The sequence below is a fragment of the Curtobacterium sp. YR515 genome (assembly GCF_900113095.1).
In the GTDB taxonomy this organism is placed as follows: domain Bacteria; phylum Actinomycetota; class Actinomycetes; order Actinomycetales; family Microbacteriaceae; genus Curtobacterium.
In genome coordinates, this window is record NZ_FOOD01000001.1 from 221152 (window position 1) to 243169 (window position 22018).

Annotated in this window: 21 protein-coding genes; 7 read left to right on the forward strand and 14 right to left on the reverse strand. The window is 71.5% G+C overall.

Translation table 11 applies throughout. The annotated features are described in order from the left end of the window. Positions 1-2: 2 nt before the first annotated feature. Genes BM028_RS01055 through BM028_RS01070 form a run of 4 tightly spaced genes read right to left on the reverse strand, consistent with a single transcriptional unit; the run spans position 3 to position 4553 of the window. A complete protein-coding gene (locus BM028_RS01055; protein WP_071301717.1) occupies positions 3-1388 on the reverse strand; it encodes a glycoside hydrolase 5 family protein in 1386 nt (461 codons plus the stop codon). Beyond that, complete coding sequence (locus BM028_RS01060) at positions 1388-2383, reverse strand: carbohydrate ABC transporter permease (RefSeq protein ID WP_217647212.1); 996 nt, start codon at positions 2381-2383, stop codon at positions 1388-1390. Before BM028_RS01060 ends, BM028_RS01055 begins: the two co-directional genes overlap by 1 nt. Continuing rightward, a complete protein-coding gene (locus BM028_RS01065) occupies positions 2380-3258 on the reverse strand; it encodes a carbohydrate ABC transporter permease (RefSeq protein WP_071295894.1) in 879 nt (292 codons plus the stop codon). Before BM028_RS01065 ends, BM028_RS01060 begins: the two co-directional genes overlap by 4 nt. Beyond that, a complete protein-coding gene (locus BM028_RS01070) occupies positions 3258-4553 on the reverse strand; it encodes an ABC transporter substrate-binding protein (protein ID WP_092384044.1) in 1296 nt (431 codons plus the stop codon). The genes BM028_RS01065 and BM028_RS01070 overlap by 1 nt, the downstream gene beginning before the upstream one ends. Before the next feature lie 111 nt (positions 4554-4664). On the opposite strand from BM028_RS01070, the gene BM028_RS01075 reads away from it, so the two are divergent. The 3 genes from BM028_RS01075 (at position 4665) to BM028_RS18390 (ending at position 6380) form a co-directional block, all read left to right on the forward strand. Further along, positions 4665-5696, forward strand: a complete 1032-nt coding sequence (locus BM028_RS01075; RefSeq protein ID WP_092384046.1) for a LacI family DNA-binding transcriptional regulator — start codon at positions 4665-4667, stop codon at positions 5694-5696. 106 nt (positions 5697-5802) lie between these two features. Beyond that, the gene (locus BM028_RS01080; protein WP_070416587.1) at positions 5803-6126 is read left to right on the forward strand and encodes a hypothetical protein; all 324 of its coding nucleotides are present in this window, start codon (positions 5803-5805) and stop codon (positions 6124-6126) included. Positions 6127-6227: 101 nt separating this feature from the next. Next, entirely contained in the window at positions 6228-6380 is a 153-nt protein-coding gene (locus tag BM028_RS18390) for a hypothetical protein (RefSeq protein ID WP_156794738.1), read from the forward strand. Positions 6381-6415: 35 nt separating this feature from the next. Here BM028_RS18390 and BM028_RS01085 read toward each other — a convergent pair whose 3' ends face one another. Genes BM028_RS01085 through BM028_RS01095 form a run of 3 tightly spaced genes read right to left on the reverse strand, consistent with a single transcriptional unit; the run spans position 6416 to position 9515 of the window. Further along, positions 6416-7291: an EamA family transporter gene (locus BM028_RS01085; protein WP_083403403.1), complete on the reverse strand. Its 876-nt coding sequence runs from the start codon at positions 7289-7291 to the stop codon at positions 6416-6418. 10 nt (positions 7292-7301) lie between these two features. Beyond that, entirely contained in the window at positions 7302-7964 is a 663-nt protein-coding gene (locus tag BM028_RS01090) for a response regulator transcription factor (protein ID WP_071295897.1), read from the reverse strand. Positions 7965-8003: 39 nt separating this feature from the next. After that, positions 8004-9515, reverse strand: coding sequence for a sensor histidine kinase (locus tag BM028_RS01095; protein WP_092384048.1), 1512 nt, complete (start codon positions 9513-9515; stop codon positions 8004-8006). A gap of 95 nt (positions 9516-9610) precedes the next feature. On the opposite strand from BM028_RS01095, the gene BM028_RS01100 reads away from it, so the two are divergent. Next, on the forward strand, positions 9611-10189 hold the full coding sequence (locus tag BM028_RS01100; RefSeq protein WP_092384050.1) for a hypothetical protein: 579 nt from the start codon (positions 9611-9613) through the stop codon (positions 10187-10189). Positions 10190-10255: 66 nt separating this feature from the next. Then, a complete protein-coding gene (locus tag BM028_RS01105) occupies positions 10256-11083 on the forward strand; it encodes a helix-turn-helix domain-containing protein (protein ID WP_139219719.1) in 828 nt (275 codons plus the stop codon). 77 nt (positions 11084-11160) lie between these two features. Here the strand turns inward: BM028_RS01105 and BM028_RS01110 are convergent, their stop codons facing one another. Genes BM028_RS01110 through BM028_RS01140 form a run of 7 tightly spaced genes read right to left on the reverse strand, consistent with a single transcriptional unit; the run spans position 11161 to position 19701 of the window. Beyond that, positions 11161-12813: a dipeptide ABC transporter ATP-binding protein gene (locus BM028_RS01110; RefSeq protein WP_092384054.1), complete on the reverse strand. Its 1653-nt coding sequence runs from the start codon at positions 12811-12813 to the stop codon at positions 11161-11163. Further along, the gene (locus BM028_RS01115) at positions 12810-13391 is read right to left on the reverse strand and encodes a GbsR/MarR family transcriptional regulator (RefSeq protein WP_092384056.1); all 582 of its coding nucleotides are present in this window, start codon (positions 13389-13391) and stop codon (positions 12810-12812) included. The genes BM028_RS01110 and BM028_RS01115 overlap by 4 nt, the downstream gene beginning before the upstream one ends. Continuing rightward, positions 13388-14797 (reverse strand): serine hydrolase, encoded by a 1410-nt coding sequence (locus BM028_RS01120; protein WP_254789348.1) that lies wholly within the window; start codon positions 14795-14797, stop codon positions 13388-13390. The genes BM028_RS01115 and BM028_RS01120 overlap by 4 nt, the downstream gene beginning before the upstream one ends. Positions 14798-14836: 39 nt before the next feature. Continuing rightward, positions 14837-15727: an ABC transporter permease gene (locus BM028_RS01125; RefSeq protein WP_092384058.1), complete on the reverse strand. Its 891-nt coding sequence runs from the start codon at positions 15725-15727 to the stop codon at positions 14837-14839. Next, the gene (locus BM028_RS01130) at positions 15724-16665 is read right to left on the reverse strand and encodes an ABC transporter permease (protein ID WP_092384060.1); all 942 of its coding nucleotides are present in this window, start codon (positions 16663-16665) and stop codon (positions 15724-15726) included. The genes BM028_RS01125 and BM028_RS01130 overlap by 4 nt, the downstream gene beginning before the upstream one ends. After that, positions 16665-18092, reverse strand: a complete 1428-nt coding sequence (locus tag BM028_RS01135; RefSeq protein WP_092384062.1) for a M14 family zinc carboxypeptidase — start codon at positions 18090-18092, stop codon at positions 16665-16667. Before BM028_RS01135 ends, BM028_RS01130 begins: the two co-directional genes overlap by 1 nt. 16 nt (positions 18093-18108) lie before the next feature. After that, positions 18109-19701, reverse strand: a complete 1593-nt coding sequence (locus BM028_RS01140; protein ID WP_229085062.1) for a peptide ABC transporter substrate-binding protein — start codon at positions 19699-19701, stop codon at positions 18109-18111. A gap of 183 nt (positions 19702-19884) precedes the next feature. On the opposite strand from BM028_RS01140, the gene BM028_RS01145 reads away from it, so the two are divergent. After that, positions 19885-20544 carry an FMN-binding negative transcriptional regulator gene (locus BM028_RS01145; protein ID WP_092384874.1) on the forward strand — a complete coding sequence of 220 codons (660 nt, stop codon included), beginning with the start codon at positions 19885-19887 and terminating at the stop codon, positions 20542-20544. Continuing rightward, positions 20541-22016 (forward strand): amidohydrolase, encoded by a 1476-nt coding sequence (locus BM028_RS01150; protein WP_092384064.1) that lies wholly within the window; start codon positions 20541-20543, stop codon positions 22014-22016. The genes BM028_RS01145 and BM028_RS01150 overlap by 4 nt, the downstream gene beginning before the upstream one ends. Positions 22017-22018: the final 2 nt, after the last annotated feature.

The following is a 22018-nucleotide window of genomic DNA, read 5'->3' on the forward strand; positions in this document are numbered from 1 at the left end:
GCTCAGGCCATCGTGGCCGGGTGGGCCACCGACAGGAGCTCGGTGGCGGTGTCCTCGGGGACGTCGACGCACCGGGTGATGCCCCGGGCGGCGAGCAGCGCGTGGTCGTCGACCCGCGAACGCAGGACCACCTGGGGACCGCGTCCGTCCGGGGCGGCCTCGGCGAGGTCGAGCCAGGCGGCGGCGAACCGGCCTCCCGGCGCGCAGTCGGCCCGGAGCCCGCCACGTGCGGTGCCGTCCGCGAGCACGTCGTCCAGCACGAGGGCGGTGGCCGGCGGCCCGGACACGGCACCGGTCGTGTCGGCCCGGCCGCGGGTGCCGTGCTCGCGGGCGAGGGCGGCGAAGGCCTCCCCCGCCGGCTTCAGCCGACCGTCGTTCGTGAAGAGGCCGAGGTCGTACTCGAGCTCCGGGAAGTCCGCGAGCGACCGCGAGACGTCGTGCGAGCACCACCACGTGACGCCGAGCACGTGCTGCGCGTCGAGCACGTGCCGGATCGTCTGCTCGGTGAACGCGGCGGCGTCGGCGGGGTCGACCACGTTCGTCGGCGCACCCACCTCCTGCAGCCAGTTCGGGCGCTCCGGGTCGCGGTTCCACGCGCTCGCGAGCTGCAGCAGGTACTCGCCGTGGCGGACCGAGCCGGCCCCGAGTGCGCCGTGCAGGGTCGCCGAGCCGTTGAACACCCACGAGTGCGTGACGGTCGCGTCGCCGTGGTCGGCCGCGTGTTCGGGGCCGAACGGCTGGGCGTCGTCGTACCAGGCCGCGTCGTACTGCGCGACGGTGACCAGGGGCCGTGGACGCGACCCGGTGCCGGGGCGGGCGGGCGGTGCCGAGCCGAGCCGCGCCTCCAGGCCGACCGGACTCGACAGCCCGGCCCGCGCTGCCGCGACCATCGCTGCCGCCCACGCGTGCCCCTGCTCCGCCGTGATGTCGTGCGGCGTCGGGTGCGGCGCGTGCGCGAACTGGTTCACCTCGTTGCCGATGGTGATCCCGAGCAGGTTCGGCTTGTCGGCGACGGACGCGGCGAGCGCCTCGACGTAGGCCGCCGTCGACGCGACCACGTCCGGGTCGGTGAACATGTTCCGGCGGTGCCAGCTCTCGAGCCACGAGGGCACGAAGTCGAAGCTCGACAGGTGCCCCTGCAGCGCGTCGACGTTGACGTCGAGCCCGAACGAGCCCGCGATGTCGACGACCGTCGCGACGTCCCGGAGCGCCGACTGCCGGATGAGCGTCCGGTTCGGCTGCACGACCGGCCAGAGCGGGAAGATCCGCACGTGGTCCGCGCCGAGCGACGCGATCTGCTCCATGTCCCGCGCCGTGTCCGACGGCGAGAAGTCGAGCCACGAGTGGAACCAGCCGACCGAAGGGGTGTGGTTGACGCCGAAGCGCATCAGCCCTTCACCCCGCCCTCTTCGACGCCCTTGAAGAAGAACCGCTGCAGGATCGCGAAGATCACCGCGATCGGGATGAACGCGATCATCGTGCCGGCCGCGATCATGCGCTGGTCGGTCGCGAACGTGCCCTGCAGGTACTGCAGCCCGACGGTCAGCGTCAGCTTGTCCGGCGACTGCAGCACGATGAGCGGCCAGAGGAAGTCGTCCCACGCGCCGATGAACGAGAAGATCGCGATGACGGCGATGGTCCCCTGCACGGCGGGCAGCGAGATGTACCGGAGCCGCTGCAGGGCGTTCGCGCCGTCCATCACGGCTGCCTGGTCGATCTCCTCGGGGATCTGCCGGAACGCGTTGAACATGAGCAGGACGTTGAGCGCCGCGATCATGCCGGGCAGGGCGACGCCGACGAGGGAGTCGGCGAGGCCGAGGTCCTTCACGGTGACGAACTGGGAGATGATCGTCGCCTCGCCGGGGAGCACCAGGGTGGCCAGGAAGAGCCCGAGCACGGCCTTGCGGAAGCGCCACTGCAGCCGGGCGAGCGCGAAGCCCGCGAGCGTCGCGAACACGATGTTGCCGAGCACGTCGATCGCGGCGACGACGAGGGAGTTGCCGATGTACCCGAACACGGGGATCGCCTCGCCCACCCGCAGGTAGTTGCCGAAGGTCGGCTGCGTGGGGATGAAGGACGGGTTCGCCGTGTAGATGTCCTCCCCCGTGCCCTTGAGCGAGGTCGACAGCTGCCAGAGGAACGGCCCGATCGTGATGAAGAGCACCACGACGAGCAGGACGTAGCGGAGCACCTTCTCGCGGGTGGACATGACGCCCCACGCGGCGCGGCGCCGCGTGCGCCCGTTGCGTCCGTTGCGTCCGTTGCGTCCGTTCGGTCGGGAGGCGCGGCTCCCGTCGGTCGCGCCGGTCACGTCCGGCGCGGGTGCGGCCGCGCCGGCGGCGCCCCCGAGGACGGGTTCGGTGGTCGAGGTCGTGTTGGTCACTTGTCCGCCTTGCTGTTCATCCGGGCGAGGGCGAGCATCGGGATGAGCGTCACGACGAAGAGCAGGAGGCTCAGGGCGGACGCGTAGCCGAGGTTGCCGGTGAAGCCGCGGGCGTACTGCTGGATGAGCATGACGAGCGAGTTGTCCTGCCCGCCCGGTCCGCCGGTGCCGTTGGTGAGGATGTAGAGCTCGCTGAACACCCGGAGCGCGCTCACGCACACGAGGATGCCGACGAGGGTCATGGTCCCCCGGACGCCGGGCATGGTCACGGACCAGAACCGGCGGACGGAGCCGGCGCCGTCGAGGGCCGCGGCTTCGTGCAGGTCCTTGCCGACGTTCCCGAGGGCCGCCAGGAAGATGATCATGTAGTACCCGAGGCCCTTCCAGACCGTCAGGCTGATCGCGCTGAAGACGAGCAGCCACCGGTCGGTGAGGAACGGGATGGAGCTCTGCACGATCCCGAGGGACTGCGCCATCTCGTTGATGACCCCGCGGTCGTCGAGGATCCAGTTCCAGATGAGCCCGACGACGACGGCGCTGGCGATCACCGGCGTGTAGTACGCGGTCCGGAAGAACGCGATGCCGGGGAGCTTCCGCTCGACGAGCACCGCCATGAGCAGCGGGAGCACCGTCAGCAGCGGCAGGCACACCGCCATGTAGATGACGCTGTTGAGGAGCGCCTCCCACACCTGCGGGTCGGCGAGCAGCGTCTCGAAGTTCTCGAGGCCCACCCACTGGCTCACGCCCCCGAGCGGGCTGGCGTTCGTGAACGACAGCCGGACGGTGTTGATCGACGGCCAGAGACTGAACGCGAGCAACCAGACGAGTGCCGGCAGGACGAGCAGCCAGGGCGTGAACCAGCGGTTGGCGCGCATCAGCTGTTCGCCAGCAGGCTGTTCATCTTGGTCTGTGCGGTCTGCAGCGCCTTTTCGGGCGTCGTGCCGCCCTTCATCGCCAGCGCGATCTGCTGGTCGAGGAAGTCGGTCATCGCCGAGTTCGCCTCGACCGGGTTGAGGTTCTTCGCCGTCTTCAGGGCGTCGTTGGCGAGCACGCGGGCCTTGGCCTCGACGGTGCCGTCGTCCTTCGAGAAGTACGGGTCGGACTGCGACGAGGTGGTCGACGGGAAGATGTTGACCAGGTGCGCGAAGGCCTCCTGGTTCTTCGCGTTCGTCATGAAGGCGGCGAGCGCCTCGGCCGTGGCGATGTGCTTGCTCTTCGCACTGACGCTGAGGCCCTGCACGTAGAGCGGCGGGTTGTCGAGGGCCGACGACACGACGATGTTGCCCTTGAGCGAGGGGTTGTTCTTCTCGAAGTCGCTGATCGCGGTTGCGCCACCGGTGGTCCAGGCGACCTTGCCCTGCGTGAACAGGGTGGAGTTGCCGAGGTAGTCGGTGTTCAGGACGGACGAGGGCATCAGGCCCTCCTTGTAGGCCTTCGCGTACTTCGCGATGAGGTCGGCCGCCTTCGACGAGTTCGCGAAGGTGAACTTCGTGCCCTGGTCGTTGATGATCTTGACGCCGGCGAGCGAGAAGTCCGACAGGCCGGGCTTGCGGCTCATCAGGTAGTCGTCCGGGCACTTCTGGTGCATGGTCTCGGCCTGCGCGAAGAGCTCGTCCGTCGTCTTCGGCGGGTTCGCCGGGTCGAGGCCGCACTGCTCGAACATCGTCTTGTTCCAGTAGTCGACGTCGGTGTTGAGGTACCACGGGTAGCCGAAGGTGCCGTCGACGCCCTTGTAGTTGTAGGCGGCGAGCGCACCCTCGACGTAGGTGCTCGAGAGCTTCGAGTCGTCCTTCGCGACGTCCTGCAGGAAGCCGCGCTTGGCGAGGGGCAGGGCGATGTCCGGCGGCAGGTTGATCACGTCGGGCAGGGAGTTCGACGACGCCTGGCTGAGGACCTTGTCGGCGTAGCCGTCGCCGGGCTGGTCGACGAGCTTCACCTTCGCGTCCGGGTACTTCGCCTCGAAGTCCTTGATCACGCCGTTGAGGTAGTCCGTGTAGGTCGGGGTCAGCGCCCAGGTCTGCAGGGTGATGGATCCGTCGACCTTGCCGCTCCCGCCGCCGCTGCCCGCGCTGCTGCCGCTCGAGCACGCGGTCAGCACGAGGGCCGTGACGGCCGCTCCGGCGAGGATCGCGAGGGCGCGTCCCGTCGTCCTGCGTGTGGTGTTCTTCATCGCTCGTGACTCCTTCGTCGTGGTGCGCGTCGTGCTGAACCGGTTCAGTCCCCGTCACCGATCCGTGTGAATGGAGCGATGATTTCCGACTAAAGCGTTATAGTCAACCCCGTGGCCCAGAACCGTCGCACGACGATCGCCGACATCGCCGCACGAGCCGGCGTGTCCATCAGCGCCGTCTCGTTCGCGCTCAACGACCGCCCCGGCGTGTCCGACGAGACCCGCGCGCGGGTGCAGGCCATCGCCCGCGAACTCGACTGGCAGCCGCACACCGCTGCACGGGCCCTGGGCGGTGCGAAGGCCGGGTCGATCGGCTTCGTGCTGAACCGGCCGGCCCGGACGCTCGGCACCGAGTCGTTCTTCGGCGACCTCATCTCGGGGATCCAGCTCGGGCTCGCCGGCAGTCACGTCGGCATGAACCTCCTCGTTGCGCGGGACGCCGCCGAGGAGCTCCAGACCTACCGGGACTGGTGGCGCGGACACCGGGTCGACGGCGTGATCGTGATCGACCCCCGCCGCGACGACGACCGGATCACGCTGCTTACCGAGCTCGGGATGCCCACCGTCGTCGTCGGGTCGCACCCCTCGGCCGAGCCCGCGGCACCGACGGTCTGGATCGACGACTCCGACGCGACCGACACCGTGCTGCGGTACCTGCACGCGCTCGGGCACCGGCGGATCGCGCACGTCGCCGGACGACCGGAGTTCGAGCACACGGCGATGCGGATCGACCGCCTCCGCGAGTTCACCGCGGCCGAGGGGCTCGAGGACGCCGTGTCGATCCCGACCGACTACTCCGCCGAGGCCGGGGCGAGCGCGACCAGGTCCCTGCTCTCGCAGAGCGTCCGCCCCACCGCGATCGTGTACGACAACGACGTGCTCGCGGTCGCCGGACTGGGCGTGGCGAGCGAGATGGGCGTGCGCGTGCCGGGTGACGTCTCGATCGTGTCGTTCGACGACTCGGCGATGGTCCGGCTCGTGCGGCCGTCGATCACCTCGCTCACGCGTGACACGGTCGAGCTCGGGCAGCGGGCAGCGACGCTCCTGCGCGAGCAGATCGACGCCGGCTCGCCGCTGCCGTCGCGCCCGGGGCCGTCGCTGACGCTCAGCGTGCGCGAGTCGACCGGCCGCGTGCGCCCCTAACCCCTCCGCCCCGCCGGCCCCGTCGACACGCCGATCTCGGGCGCCGCGTGCGCACGGGCAGCGCGGCCGACTTGACGCCGGTTCGAACACACGTTCGAATACTCTCGTGGGACGGCGTCGCGAGAACCGGTGGCAGCCCCCGGAACACCCGGAGGTCGAGCGTCCGCGCGCCTACTCCCTCTCCGAGGACGCCCGCGGTCCGGACGTCTGCCACGCCGTCACCCCCGTGCCGGTCTGGGCGTGGATCCAGTTCCCCACGTTCCACGTCCGCGTGAAGGCCTTCGCGAAGAGCTGGACCCGCGACGCCGTCCTCGTCGAGTGGGCGCAGTTCGGGCAGCAGGCGAACGCGTGGGTGTGGCGGTCCGCGGTGAAGCACCGCACCCTGCGTGCCGACGCGGCGCGGCGCAGTCCGCAGAACGCACCACGTTGACTTCCCCCGACATCGCGAGGATCGTTTACGGAACACCGGTACAGCAAGTAACTCACTGATCGAGACATTCGGTCCGAGTGCTGACGCTGGGAGGAGGCACCATGAAGAAGAGCGAGGTGCCGTCCTGGGTCGCCCACGTGCTCACCCCGCCCGAGGTCATCGCGGCCTACGTCGAACGACGGGTCAACGACCCGGCGTTGCTGACGGGTGAACACACGGAACCCACGTACGCGGACTTCCTGCGCGACGAGTAGACGGTCTTTCCGGAGGCGCGGCACACGTTCCGGACTCACGGAACGGGATCCGCGCCTCCCGTTCGACCGCCCCGACCACGACGCGCGGACAGCGTCACGCCCACGCTCGCGGCGGTGACGCACGCGAGGGCGACGACCTCGAGCAGCGCGAGCGCTTCGTGCAGGATCAGCAGGCCCGCGAGGGCCGCGATCGCCGGCCCGAGGCTCTGCAGGACCCCGAAGACACGGGTCGGCATCCGCCGGAGCGCGAGCATCTCGAGCGCGTAGGGCAGGACGCTCGACAGCACGGCGACGCCGCCGAACACGAGGAGGAGCACCGGTTCACGGACGACCCCGTCGACCGCCGACCGGAGCCCGAACGGCAGCGACACGAGCATCGCGACGAGCATCGACACGGCGAGCCCGTCCACGCCGGGGATCGCGGCGCCCACGTGCCGGTTCATGACGATGTAGCCCGCCCAGCACACCGCGGCGAGGACGGCGAACACGACACCGCCGACCGCGGTCACCGCCGCCGGACCGACCCCGAGCAGCACGACCCCGGCGAGCGCCAGCACCGCCCAGAGCACGTCGCGCCACCGTCGGGTGTGCACGAGGGAGAGGGCGAGCGGGCCGAGGAACTCGATCGTCACCGCGACCCCGATCGGGATGCTCGCGAACGCCACGTAGATGAAGACGTTCATGCCGCCGAGCGCCAGCCCGAGGCCGATCGCACCGAGCCACTGCGGCCGGGTCCAGTGCCGGACGCGCGGCCGGACCACGAGCGCGAGGACGACGGCCCCGATGACGAGCCGCAGTGTGGCGGCGCCGACCGAGCCGACGTCGTCGAACCGGGTCTTCGCGATCGCGGCGCCGAGCTGCACGGACACCATCGCCGCGAGGGCGAGGAGCGGCGCCGGGACGCGGTTCACCGGTGCGCCGTCACCCGAGGTAGGCGAGCACGGCGAGGACCCGCCGGTGGTCCTCGCCCGTGTCCTCGAGCGCGAGCTTGCCGAAGATGCTCGAGACGTGCTTCTCGACCGCGCCGGTGCCGATCACGAGCGCGCGGGCGATCGCGGCGTTGGTGCGGCCCTCGGCCATCAGCCCGAGGACGTCGCGCTCGCGCGGCGTGAGCGCTGCGAGCGGGTCACGGCGGCGGCTCATGAGCTGGGTGACGACCTCGGGGTCGAGCACGGTGCCGCCGGTGGCGATGCGGCGGACGGCGTCGTCGATCTCCTCGAGCCGGGTGACGCGGTCCTTGAGCAGGTAGCCGATGCCGGTCGCGCCCGCCGCGAGGACGTCCTCGGCGTAGGTGGCCTCGACGTACTGGGACAGCAGGAGCACGCCGGTGCGCGGAGCCCGGCGCCGGGTCTCGACGGCGGCGCGGACGCCCTCGTCGGTGAAGGTCGGCGGCATCCGCACGTCCATCACTACGACGTCGGGGGCACCGTCTGGGAGCGTGGCGAGGAAGGAGTCGGCGTCGGCGTACTGCCCGATGACGTCGATGCCCGCTTCGTCGAGCACACGCGAGAGTCCTTCGCGCAGGAGCACGGCGTCGTCGACGACGACGGCCCGGATGCGTGCTGCATCCGGGCCGTCGCTCATGCCGACCAGCCTAGTGGGAGCGCGGACGCTCCCGGGGGCTCACGAGCGCGTCACGGGCACGCCGTTCAGGGCACCGAGCGGGATCCGTGCCGTCGCCTCGGTCGGACCGCCCTCGGGGCTCGAGACCGTCAGCTCGCCGTCGAGGGCGCGCATCCGACCCATCAGCCCCTCGATGCCGTGCCCCTCCTGCGGGCGGGCCCCACCGCGGCCGTCGTCGGTGACACTGACCGTGAGGTACCAGAGTCCGGAGGCGTCGACCACGAGTCCGAGGTACACCCCGGCGGTCGAGGCACCGGCGTGCTTCGTGGTGTTCGTCAGCAGCTCGCTCACCGTGAAGTACACGTTGCGCTGGATCTCGGTCGCGAGCTCGAGTCCGTCGGGCAGGCGGACGTCGAGGCCGACGGGGATCGGGGTCCGGGCGACGAGGGCCTCGAGCGCGGCGACGAGCCCGCGGTCGAGCAGGATGGGCGGTGCGAATCCGCGGGACAGTGCACGCAGCTCGTCGAGGGCGTCCTGGGCGTGCTCCGACGCCTCGCCGATGAGCTGCTTCGCCTTCGCCGGGTCCTTGTCGAAGGCACGCTCGGCCGCGGACAGGTCCATGCGCAGGCGGACGAGTCGCTGCTGCGGGCCGTCGTGCAGGTCGCGCTCGATCTGGCGGAGTGCCTGGCCCTCGGCGGTGACGGCGCCGGCACGGGAGGCCTGGAGCCCGGCGACCCGGCGCTCGAGCTGCTCCGCACGGAACCCGCCGAGCAGACCGAAGTCGATCCAGAAGTGCGCGATCACGGAACCGCGGGCCCACAGCGGGAAGAGCACCACCGAGGCGGCCATCGACAGGAGTCCGAGGAACCCGAAGCCCACGACGGACGTCATGTCCCACCCGAAGTACTGCGCGCTCATGCCGTTCACGAACGCGACCCCGGCGAGGCCGATCGGCCAGAGGAAGCCGGCGAGGAGCAGTGCGCCGGCACCCACCGTGCAGAGCGCCGCGATCGGGTACACGACCGCCGCGTGCAGCAGGTACAGCCAGTAGTGCGGGTTGGCGACGGCCGATCCCGTGCGCGTCCACCAGTTCTGCTGCCACCGGGGCGTCCAGTCGACCGGTCGGATCGGGCGGTTGTCGGCCCACCCGATGCGGAGCTTCTCGAACTGGCCGAGCCACCGCGCGACGAACAGCGCGATGAAGAACATCAGCAGGACGAACGGGTTGAAGAGGTCGCGGAAGCCGCCGCCGAAGATCGCCGCGGGGAACGCGGCGTAGAGCGTGCAGAGCAGCACCGCCGTGAGGGCCATGTAGCCGAAGTCACGCGGCAGGCGCTTCCACGCCTCGCGGTAGAACGCACCGGCGGTCATGCCCGTGCCCGATCCAGACCCACCGGGCGCGGTCGGGTGTGCCGGCCGGACACTCGGGCCCTGGCCGCTCGCGGGCGGCGTCGACGACCACGTCGGGGGCGTCTGGTTCGGCTGTGCGGGCATCGGTTCGGTGGCTCCTGGCGGGACGGAGTCGTGCAGCGGGACGGTCTCGGCCTGGTCGAGGCGGGCGGTGTCGGTCATGACACCAAGCCTCGCGATCACCGGCTCGATCCCCCATCCTGCCCCCTCCCGAACCGGAGGTGGGGTTATCCCCCGCACCGGCGTACCGTGTGGCCATGGGGAACACCACGGGGGTCCGGGTCGCGTCGGCGGCCGCCATTGTCGCAGCGCTCGTCTTCGGTGCCGAGGGGCTCGGCGACGCGTGGGGGGTCCTTGCCTTCGGCCCACCGGCGTTGCGGCTCGCCGGAACGGTCGTCGCCGGTGTCTGCGGAGCGGTCGTGCTCGTCGCCGCCCTGCGTTCCCAGGACCGCCGCGCCGTCGCGTTCGGGGTCGCCGTGCTCGCGTTCGCCCTGGCCTGGGCCGTCCCCGGGCCGATCGGCGACGGGCTGTACTGGATCGCCCGGGCGGCGCTCGTGGCGTTCGGCGTGCTGACCGTCCGTGGTCTGCGCGGACCGCAGCGCGTGCTCGGCTGGGTCGTGACGATCGCCGCGGCGCTGTGGTTCGTCGTGTCCGTCCTGACGCAGACGGTCCCGCCGCCCTCCACCGCGCAGGAGGTCCTCGCCGTCGTGTACGCGGTCCCCGGTGTGCTGCAGGCGGTCGCGTTCCTCGCGGCGGCCGTCCTCGTCGCCGTGCCCCTGCTCCGCCCGGTCGGCACCGGTGCGGGGTCGCTCTGGTCCTCCGCCGAGGTCCGCTGACCCGCACGCTCCACAGGTCGGACACCGGCGCCCTCGCCCGGGTGTCCGACATGGCAGCGTCATGGCGTGGAAGATGCACTCCGAGCACTGGTGGACGCCGTCGGCCTCGACGTTCGCTACGGCGACGAGGTCCTCGCCGACGACGAGCGCTGGACGCTCGACCTCGGCTCGACGACCGACCACGTCTGGGTTGCGTCGACCGCCCGCACCGAGGTGTGGCTCCGACGCGGCGACGACGTCTGGGTGGTCTCGCCGGGGACCGCAGCGATCGTCGCGCCGGGAGTCCAGGTGACGGTGGGCACCGGCCCGGATCGCTCACCAGCACCGACGGCCGACGATGCGTGGTGCAGTCCGACGGGCGTCCACCTCGGGACCGCGTCGTTCGGCCCGTTCGTCGACGAAGCGCTCGGGCTCGGCGCGCTCGTCCACACCGAGCCACCCGAGGCACCGCACGAGGACGTCGTGCTCGCCCTCGCCCACATCGCGTCGCTCGTCGGTGGCCGGTGGAGGGCATCGCGCCGGGATGCCCTCGCGCGTGTCGTCGTCATGACCGTGCTCGGCGACAACCCACCGTCGTTCCTCGCGGATGCGAGCCTGACCCCGTGCATCGATCGGCTCCTCGACGGCGGCGACCCCGTGCCGATCGACGAGCTGCGGCGTGGCACCGGCATGTCGGCGAGCACCGTGCGGCGCCGGTTCCGCGCGACGACCGGCTGCTCGCCCGAGGAGCTCCGGCGGTGGTTCCGGTCGCTCGCCCTCCGTGCCGCACTCGCCGCCGACGACGCCGACCCGGCCGCCGTCGCTGCCCACGCCGGGTTCAGCACCACGAGTTCGATGCGGCGCTCGCTCCGGCGCGTGCGAGCGCCCGATGTCCGTGTTCCATCCGCGCTCTGACCGTTCTGGTTCGCGGATCCCGGGATCCGCGAACCAGGACGGTCAATCGCCGGACAGAACGTGCGGTCGCCCGGGGCTCACGCGCCGAGCGACGCCAGCCGTTCGGAGCGACGCGCGGCCTGCTCGACCGGGTCCGGCACGGGTGCCGCCTGGATGAGCCGCCGCGTGTACGGGTCCTGCGGTGAGCGCAGGATCGCGTCGCGGCTCCCCTGCTCGGCGACCCGCCCGCCGTGCAGCACCACGACCCGGTCGCAGAGCGTGTCCACCACGGCCAGGTCGTGCGTGACGAAGAGGCAGGCGAACCCGAGTCGTTCCTGGAGCTCCCGGAAGACGTCGAGCACCCGTGCCTGAACCGAGACGTCGAGCGCGCTGGTGGGCTCGTCCGCGATGAGCAGCGCGGGGTCCAACGCAACGGCACGGGCGATCGCGACGCGCTGCCGCTGGCCGCCGGAGAGCTCGTGCGGGAAGCGCTCGCGGAAGCCGCCGTCGAGCCCGACGTCCGCGAGCAGGCGCTCCACCCGCTCCCGGACCTCGTCCGCGGGCAGTCCGAGGATCTGCCGGAGCGGTTCGGCGACCGTCTGCCCGACCGTGTACCGCGGGTTCAGGGAACGCAGCGGGTTCTGGAAGACGACGCCGACGCGACGGCGCATGGCACGCCGGGAGGCACGGTGCGCGCCCGCCACGTCCGTCCCCTCGACGAGGACGGCGCCCGCGGTGATCGGTGCGAGTCCGACGGCGGCTCGGCCGATGGTGGTCTTGCCGCTGCCGGACTCCCCGACCAGGCCGACGATCTCTCCCCGGCCGACGGTGAACGACACGTCGTCGACCGCACGGAAGCGCCCACGGAGTGCTCCGCCGTACTCGACCACGAGGTGCCGGACGTCGAGGACGGGTGCGGCGACCTCCGCGGCGGGGTCGACCCGCGCCTCCTGGACCGCACCGGTGCCCATCCGCGGGACGGCGGCGAGGAGTTCGCGCGTGTAGTCGGCGGCGGGTGCGGCGAAGACCGCGCTCGCCGAGCCGGTCTCGACGACGCTTCCGCGGCGCATGACCACCACGCGGTCGGCGATGTCCGCCACGACGCCCATGTCGTGCGTGATGAGCAGGATCGCGGTCCCGGTGCGTTCGCGCAGCCGGCGGAGGACGTCGAGGACCTCGGCCTGCACGGTCACGTCGAGCGCGGTCGTCGGCTCGTCCGCGATGAGGAGGTCCGGGTCGGCCGCGAGCGCCATCGCGATCATGACGCGCTGGCACTGGCCGCCGGAGAGTTCGTGCGGGTACTGGCCGAGTCGGCGTTCGGGCTCCGGGACCTCGACGGCGCGGAGGAGGTCGAGCGACCGTTCCCGCACCGCGGCACGGTCGAGGCCGTCCTCGGCGCGACGGACGGCCTCGGCGAGCTGGAACCCGACCGTGAAGACCGGGTTCAATGCGGCGGACGGGTCCTGGAAGATCATCGAGACCCGGCGGCCACGTGCGGCTCGGAGGGTGCGCTCGTCGGCGCCGAGGACCTCGAGGTCACCGAGGCGGATGCTGCCGGTGGCACGTGCGCCGTCCGGGGCGATGCCCATCGCCGTCATCGCGGTCATGCTCTTGCCGGAGCCGGACTCGCCGACGACGGCGACCACCTCGCCGCGACCGACGGTGAACGAGGCGTCGTCGACCGCACGGACCACGGTGCCGTCGACGTCGAACGTGACGCTGAGGTGCTCGACGGTGAGGACGTCGCTCATGGGGTCTCCGATCGGTCGGGGTGGTCGCGGGCGTCCTTGAACGCCTCCCACTCCTCGAGCATCTTGCGGTGGTAGCCCTGCAGCCACTGCATGTAGTCGCGGCCGTTGAGCAGGCGCTCGCGGACCTCGGCGTCGACGTCGCCGGAACCGGTCCGGCCCGCCGCCTCGACGACGGCGAGACCGTGGCCGATGATGTCGCGCTGGCGGTCGAGGTACTTCCGCTCGCTCGCGAGCCAGGACCCCCACACGTCGGCTTCGGCGCGGAAGTAGTGGCTGCGCTCGCCGGGGACGGTGTGCCGCTTCACGAAACCGGAGTCGACGAGCCGTCTGGTCGCCATCGACACCGAGCCCGAGCTGGCGCCGAGGGCGGCCTGCAGGTCGGCGGACGACGAGTGCGGGGCGCGCGTCATCATGAGGTACCCGAGCACCCGGGCGTCGGTGAGGGGCATGCCCGCGGCGTCGTTGAGCATGAGGGCGAACTCCTCGACGAAGGTCTGCCGCTCGGGTTCGAGGACGACGTCGTCGACGGGGTGCTCGTCGGTGTGCGCGCGGACACCGGCGCGGTCGTCGCCGCTCACGGTGCCAGTCCAGCCGCGACCTCGGGTCGCTCGGACGGGATCGTCCAGGGTTCCTCGCTCATGCCGCCGCCTCCGCGGATCGACACCACGGTGCCGTCGGCGTCGCGCTCGAAGGTGATGTCCTCGTCGATCGACCCGAAGCGGTTGCCGTGGGTCATCCGGAGCGTGTCGGCGTCGACGACCTCGAGCCGGGTCGGGGTGTCGAGCGGCTCGGGGCCCGACGGGTCGACCTCGACGAGTCGGTCCCCGATCCGGGCGATGTCGGTGACGCCCCACGGGTTCGCGAAGCGGCCCGTGAACGTGTCGGTGTCGACGTCGTCGGGTACCAGCGTCCCGGGGGCGTCGTCATCCGCCGCGGCGTCGAGCATCCGGATGATCGCGGTGGCGATGAGCGTCGCCGGGCCGGCCGCGGCGCTGGTGAGCACCGAGACGACGAGACCGGAGGCCGGGTCGAACATCGACTGCGTGATGTGCCCGGGGAAGCCGCCGGAGTGGCCGCGGATCTCCCGGCCACCGATCCGGTCGACGATGAACCCGGCACCGTAGCCGCGCGCCGCGGGGTCGTCCGTCGCGCTCCACGCCTTGCGCTGAGCGAGCCGCTTCGAGTGGTCGTCGAGCAGGGTGCCCTGCCCGATGACGTGCTGCGAGAAGTACCGGACCAGGTCGGAGGCGGTGCCGTGGAAGCCCGTCGCCGCTGCCATCGCGCGGGTGTCGACGTGGTCGATCCGCCGACGCTGCCGAGCGACGTGGAACCCGGTGTACCCGACCACGAAGTCGTCGGCGCGCGCGGGGTCCCAGTCGGGCCCGGTGTTCCGCAGGCCGAGCGGTTCGGTGATCGACTCGCGGACGAAGTCGTTGTACGACCGACCGGCCACCGCGGCGATGACGAGCCCGAGCAGGGAGTACCCGAGGTTCGAGTAGTTGAACGACGATCCGGTGGGCACCTTCTGCCCGCGGTCGAGGACGAGCGCGAGGAGTTCCTGTTCGTCCGGGAAGGGCCGGAGCAGCGACCAGTAGTCGCCGTCGTGACCGTCCCGGATCACGCCGGCCCCCATCTCCATGAGCTCCCGGATCGTGGCGTCGGCGAGGGGCGAGCCGCCGTCCACGAGCGCCGGGAGGTACGTGCCCACCGTGTCGTCGAGCCGCAGCGACCCGCGCTCGGCGAGCTGCAGGAGCGCGGTGGCGGTGAAGGTCTTCGAGTGCGAGGCGATGCGGAAGAGATCGGTGGTGGTGAGGCGGCGCCCGGCCTCGACGTCCGCGTAGCCCCAGGCCTCGTCGAAGAGGACCTCGTTGCCGTACCCGATCGCGACCTGCACGCCGGGGACGCGGAGCTGCCACACCTTGTACGACACCCACTCGTGGATGTAGGGCAGGGTCTTCCGGTAGGCGGCGAGGGTGTCTGTCACGGTGGTCCTTTCGAGGGGCGGTGGGTCGAGTCTGACGGATCAGCGCCGTCGCGGGTCGAGCGCGGCGCGCAGCGTGTCCCCGAGCGCGATGACGCAGAGCACCGTCACGGCGAGGAACACCGCGGGCGCGATGAGCATGTGCGGCGCTCGGAGGAACTGGCTCGTCGCGGCGGAGAGTTGCAGCCCCCACGAGATCGCCGGACTCTCGAGCCCGATGCCGAGGTACGTCAGGGACGACTCCGACACGATGACGCCGCCGACGGTGATCGTCGCGAGCACGAGCAGGGGCGAGATCGAGGACGGCAGGACGTACCGCGTCGTGATCCGCCACGTGGAGAGCCCCATCGTCCGCGCGGCGAGCACGAACTCGGCGTTCCGGACGCTCCGCACGCTCGACCGCACGAGCCGGGCCATCGTCGGCCAGCCGAACAGCGCGAGCACGAGCGAGACCGTCAGCACCGAGCGCTCCCCCACGCTGTTCAGGACGACGACGGCGCCGAGCAGGAACGGGAAGCCGAGGAACACGTCGGTGAGCCGCGCGAGCACCGCGTCGACCCAGCCGCCGACCATGCCCGCGACGGTGCCGACGACGACGGCGACGACCCCGGCGAGGACCGTGGTGAGCACGGCGACGGCGATCGACGACCGCGTCCCGTAGACGACGTTGGCGTACACGTCGCAGCCCTGCAGGTCGAAGCCGAACGGGTGACCGCCGGTCGGCGACGCGCCGCTCCGACCGAGGTCGCACACGCGCGGGTCGCCGTGGCCGAAGAAGCCGGCGAAGAACCCCGGGAAGACGGCGACGAGCACGACGACGGCGAGGACCCCGGCCGGCAGCCAGAACCCCGGACGACGGACGGCCGCACGCAGGGGACGCCGCTTCGTGACGACGGAGGACGGGACGGTCGCGCCGATGGCGGAGGTGGTCATGCGGAGGCTCCTGTCCGGACGCGCGGGTCGAGGGCGGCGTGCAGCAGGTCGACGAGCACGCTCGTGACGAGGAACACCAGGATGAGTGCCGTCGAGATGCCGACGACGACGGCCCCTTCGTGCGACCGGATGCCCTGGAACAGCAGGTTCCCGACACCGGGCAGGTTGAAGATGCCCTCGATGATCACGGTCCCGCCCATCAGGTAGCCCAGGTCCGTGGCGAGGTAGGTCGCCGTCGGGATGAGCGAGTTGCGCATCACGTGCACGCCGACGATCCGTCCCGGCGCGAGTCCCTTCGCCCGGGCGGTCCGCACGAAGTCCGCGTCGAGCGTCTCGATCATCGACGTCCGTGTCAGCCGGGACACCGCCGCGAGACCGAACAGCGCGATCACGAACGCCGGCAGCACGTAGGCCGTCGGCCACCCCGCCGTGGCGCCCGCGACCGGGAACCAGTGGAGCCGGACCGAGAACACGAGCTGCAGCGCGACGCCGAGCACGAAGACGGGGACGGCACCGACCACGATCGTCCCGACCAGGACCGTCTTGTCGAGGACGGTTCCTCGGCGGAGGGCCGAGACCACGCCGAGCCCGATGCCGAGCAGGATCTCGATCGCCCAGGCCGTCAGCGCGAGCGTGATGGTGACCGGCCAGCGCGAGGCCATCTGCTCGCCGACGGACTGGCCGCTGAAGTCCGTGCCGAAGTCGCCTCGGAACAGCCCCGCGAGGTACTGCACGTACTGCAGCCACAGCGGCTGGTCGAGGTGGTACTCGGCGCGCAGCGCCCGGACGACGGCGTCGCTGAGCGGCCGGTCGCCGCCGAGCGCCTTGATGGGGTCTCCCGGCAGCGCGAACGTCATCGCGTAGATGAGGAAGGTCACCCCGAGGAAGACGACGACCAGGCCGCCGACCCGGCGACCGACGGCGAGCGCCGGGCGCATCACGCGCCTCCTGGCACGGCCGTCGCGAGGGACGGACGGGAGGCGCGGGTCGGCCCCGCACCGTGCCTGCCGTCGTCGCCTTCGGCGACGTGGCTCGCGCAGGCGAGGATCGCGCCGAACTGCACCCCCACCAGCTTGCTGATCGGGATCGGCTCAGCGCCGGTCGCCTCGTCGGCCTGCCAGGTCGCGTACCGCTGGGCGAGGCGGTCGCGGAGCCGCCGCAGCGGCGCGGGCGCGGTCCCCGCGGTCGTCTCGGCCTCGAGTGCCCGGAGCAGCATCCCGCCGTACCGCAGGCGGAAGCAGCGCACCAGGTCCTCGCAGCCGAACCGCTCGGCGACGGTGGCCGTCCGGTCCGCGGGCTCCCGGTCGGCGCGGGCACGGTCGGTGTCGGTCATCCCGGCGATCATCGGGATGAACGCGCGGGACCCCTCGAGGAACGGTGACTCGATCGTGAGCATCGGCGAGGCGTCGTCGAGGATCTCCTGCAGTTCCGCGCCCGACGCACCGAGGTCGTCGGCGCAGCGGCGGAGCAGATCCGCGTAGGACTCCGACGTCGGGGTCTGGTCGTCGGCGTCCGAGTGGCTCCAGTACGGCAGCTCGGCGACCATGCAGAGCGCACCGTGGCGCATCGCCCACGCGGCGCTGGACGCACCGTGGATGTGCTCGCCGGGGTCGACGCCGAGGCCCTCGAGGTAGTCGTACGCCGTCTCGATGCCGTCCATCGCGAACACCGCCGGGGCGAGCTCCCGCAGGTACGGCGACTCCGGCTCACCCGTGTCCAGCGGGAGCCCCAGCGAGGCCGGCACCGCGTGCAGGGTGTCGATCACGTCCGGCAGGTCCTCGGACAGGTAGTAGTAGACCCCGCCCATCTCGCCGTTGTGCAGCGACACGAGCAGGTCCGGCCGAGTGTCGTCGATGAGCCGCATGAACGCCAGGGTCTCCGGCAGCACCTGGTCGAAGTACACCGACCGGTAGCTGTTCGGGAACGTCCACTCCACCTGGCTGTCCGGTGCCGGACGGTAGAAGTGCCGCGCGTACCAGGCCCGGTCGAACGGGTCGCGGAACCACGCCTCGTTCAACCGCATGCCGTCCGGGTCGATCGTCGGGACGATGTGCCACGTCGTGTCCAGTGCCCGGGCCGTCGCCTCGTCGCCGACCATCGTCTCGGCGAGGTGCAGGGCCGTCCACGAGCCGATCGGTTCGTTCGGGTGGACGCCGCCGACGACGACGGCGACGTGCGATCCGGAACCGATGCGGTAGCTGTGGAGCGGCTCGCCGAGCCGACTGGTGCCGATCCGGGTAACGGTCACCTGCTCCGGATGGGCCGCTGCGAGCGCGTCGAACCGGGCGTGCAGGTCGTCGACGAGCGGGAAGCCGTCGCGGTCGGGGACCTCGGCGACGAGGCGGAGGATGGTGCGCTGGTCCATGCGGTGGTGCCGGTCCCTACTTGACGGTGATGGCGGGGACGACCGGGCTGCCGTCGACCGCGGGCAGCGAGGCGATCTTGTCGCTCACCACGTACGAGTACTTGTCGAAGAACGTCGGGACGATCGGGAAGTCCTCGAGCACGGCCTTCTGCGTCTGGGCGTAGTAGTCGTTCGCCTCGTCCTGCGAGCCGGCGGAGTCCGCCTTCGCGAGGAGCTGGTCGACCTCGTCCGACTGGTAGTAGCCGGTGCAGGGGGCGCATCCACCCGCGGAGGTGAACAGTGCGCGGAGGGTGTTCTGCTGGCTGGCGTAGAGCGCGCCCCAGTGCCCGAAGTGCGGCCCTTCGATCTTCTTGTCGGTGAGCTCGGAGTAGTACGAGGCCCAGTCGGTGGTGGCCTTCGCGACGGTGTCGACGCCGAGGTTCTGCCGGATCTGGTTCGCGTACGCCTGGTAGAGCGAGTCGAGGCCGTTGCCGCCGGGGTAGACGAGGGTGATGGTGCCGTCGAATCCGCCGGCCTTCGCGAGCAGCGCCTTGGCCTTCGTCGGGGAGAACTCGCACGCCTCGCCGCAGATGCCTTCCTCGGTCCCGGACATGTTCGGCGGGGTCAGCGCGGTGGCGGGTTCGTACAGCCCACCGTAGATCGCCTTGTTGACCTGCTTGCGGTTGATCGACATCGAGATCGCCCGGCGCACGTCGGGGTCCGAGTAGCGCTCGTCCCAGAGCGGGAAGCCGAGGTAGTCGATGCCGGGGGCGTCGAAGGAGTGCAGGCGGTCGCCGAAGTCCGCGCCGGCGCTCGTCATCTTGTCGGCCGGCAGGAAGAGGACGTCGGCGTTGCCCGCGAGCACGTCGGTGTAGGCGGTGTTCATGTCCGAGTAGCTCTTGAAGGTGACGTCCTTCGTCTTCGCCTTCGTGCCCTCGTAGCCCTTCCACGCGGTGACGGTGAACGGCTGGTTCGCCTTCCACGCCTCGGTCATCTCGTAGGGGCCGTTGCCGATCGGCTTCGCGTCGTAGGCCTTGAGGTCCTCGTACGCGGCCTCGGGCATCGGGTAGAACGCGGTCTGCGCCTGGCTGAGCTGGAGCGGGAACTGGCTGTCCGCGTGGTCGAGCGTCACGGTGAAGGTGTCCTTCCCGGTCACCTTGAGTCCCGACATCTCCTTCGTCTTCGGCGTTCCGGACGCCGGGTTGAGGTCCTCGTAGCCGACGATCGCGGCGAGCTCCCCGCTGTTCTCCCACGCGTTCGGGCCGTAGGCGGTGTGGTTCCACGCCTTGACGTAGCTCTCCGGCGTGACCTCCTCGCCGTTCTGGAACGTCCACCCGTCGCGGAGGGTGATCGTCCACGTGGTGTTGTCGGTCGACTCCACGCTCTTCGCGGCGACGTCGTGGAGCTTCCCCTTCGAGTCGGTCTCGGTGAGCGGCGCGAACAGGCTGAGCACCTGGGTGAAGGCCACCGTCTGGCGACCCGGTGTGAGGTGGTCGGGCTCGCCGGTGGCGTAGACGAGGCTCCCGCCGGAGCCGGCCTGGTCGTCCGCGTTCCCGGTGGCCGAACAGCCCGTGGCCACCAGCGCCAGCGTGGCTGCTGCAGCCAGCGCGGCGATCGTCCTGCGTCGCATGTGTGCTCCTCGAGTCCCAGCGCTCCCGGGTCCGGCCCGGTCGTCGTTGACCGAGAAGCTAGGCCCGGCGGAAACCCGAACACAAGACTTCTTTCAGTGATCTCTGAAAGCTTTACCGTTCTGAAACACACCGGAAACGGCGGCCCTCGCGCCGTGGTCACCGCGTGTGCCACGCTGGCGGGCATGCGACACACACCGCACTTCCTGATGACCGACGTCGACGAGGTGCGACGCCTCATCGGGGGCAACCCGTGGGCGACGATCGTCTCGCACACCGAGGCCGGGCTGGTCGCGTCGCACTACCCGTTCCTGCTCGAGACGCCCGCACCGGGCGGCGCTGCCGACCCCGACGAGCTCGTCCTGGTGTCGCACGTCGGCCGCCCGGACGAGGTGGCCCACGAACTCGGTCGACACGAGGTGCTCGTCGTGTTCCAGGGCCCGCACGGCTACGTCTCGCCCGCCTGGTACCCGCCGGAGCAGTTCGTGCCGACCTGGAACCACGTGACGGCGCACTGTTGGGGCACGCCGGAGATCCTGTCCGACGAGGAGAACTTCCGCGTCCTCGGTGAGCTCGTCGACCACTTCGAGCGGGTGATGCCCGAGCCGGTCTCCCTCGAGGTCGACGAGGAGACGGCACGCCGGATGGCGAAGGGCACCGTGGGGATCCGCATCCGCGTCACCCGGTTCGACGCCCGCGCGAAGCTCTCCCAGAACAAGGCACCGGAGGTGGTGGACCGGATCGTCGCGGGGCTGCGCGGCGACGGTCCGTACGCCTCGCCGGCACTCGCCGACGAGATGGAGCGCGCCCACGCGGCACGCGCGGCAGCCCCGGAGGCGCGGTGAACGAGGTCCTGCTCCGCACCGTCCGACGGGTGGGCACGTCCGGCGCCCCGTCCGACGTCCGGATCGTCGACGGGCTGGTCACCGAGATCGCGCCGGCCGGCACGCTCGACCCCACGGACGCCGACACCGACGTCGTCGAGACGGCCGGCGCCTGGCTCGGCCCCGGGCTCGTCGACCACCACGTGCACTTCGACCAGTGGGCCCTCGTCCGCCGTCGCGTCGACGTGTCGGCCTGCGACTCGGCGGAGGCGACCGCCGACCTGCTGGCGGAGGTGGCACGCACCGGTGTGGCGGACCGCGTCCTGATCGGCCACGGCTACCGCGACGGGATGTGGCCCCGCCCTGCACGACGTGCGCTGCTCGACCGGATCGAGCCGCGCCTCCCGATCGTCGTCATCAGCGGTGACCTGCACGCCGTCTGGTGCAACGCCGCCGCGCTGGAGCACTTCTCCGGCATCGTCGGCCGCCCGCTCGTCGCCGGCGACGACGGGGTGCTCCGCGAGCAGGACGCGTTCGACGTGACCGGCGCGCTCTCCCGCGTGCCGGACGAGGTGCTCGACGGCTTCGTCGCCGACGCCGTCGAGGCGGCCGCCGCCCGCGGCGTGACCCGGGTGACCGACCTCGAGATGACGTTCGGACTCGACCGCTGGACCCATCGTGTGCAGGCCGGCACGGACGGCCTCCGCGTCGACTCGGGGGTCTACCCGGCCGACCTCGACGCTGCGATCCGACGGGGACTCCGCACCGGCGACGTCGTCGAGGGCACTCGCGGGCTCGTCCGGACGGGCCCGTTCAAGGTGATCACCGACGGCTCGCTCGGCACCCGGACGGCGGCGACGGCCTCCGGCGACGGCGTGCTCGTGTGGTCGTTCGACGACCTCGTGGCGATGGTCCGTCGGGCGGTCGACGCCGGACTCGTCCCCACGGTGCACGCGATCGGCGACCGGGCGAACACCCTCGCGCTCGACGTCTTCGAGGCGGTGGGCGCACGCGGCACGATCGAGCACGCGCAGTTGCTGGCGGACACCGACCTGGAGCGGTTCGCACGGCTCGGGGTGGCCGCGTCGGTGCAGCCCGAGCACGCGATGGACGACCGCGACATCGCCGACCGCTACTGGGCCGGGATGACCGAGCGGGCGTTCCCGTTCGCGTCCCTCGACCGTGCCGGTGCCCGGCTGCTGCTCGGCTCGGACGCGCCGGTCGCGCCGCTCGACCCATGGGTGTCGATGGCCGCGGCCGTCGGACGCGACCGGGACGGCCGCGAGCCGTGGCACCCGGCCGAATGCCTCGGCGTGCTGACGGCCTGGCGCGGGTCGACCGAGGGCGGTCGGGTCGGGGTGGCCGTCGGCGACGTCGCGGACCTCGTGCTGCTCGAGGCGGATCCGCTCGCGGCGACCGGGTCCGGGCCGCTCCGGCGAGCCCGGGTGCTGGCGACCGCGATCGCCGGACGGTTCACGTACCGCGACGTGTGACC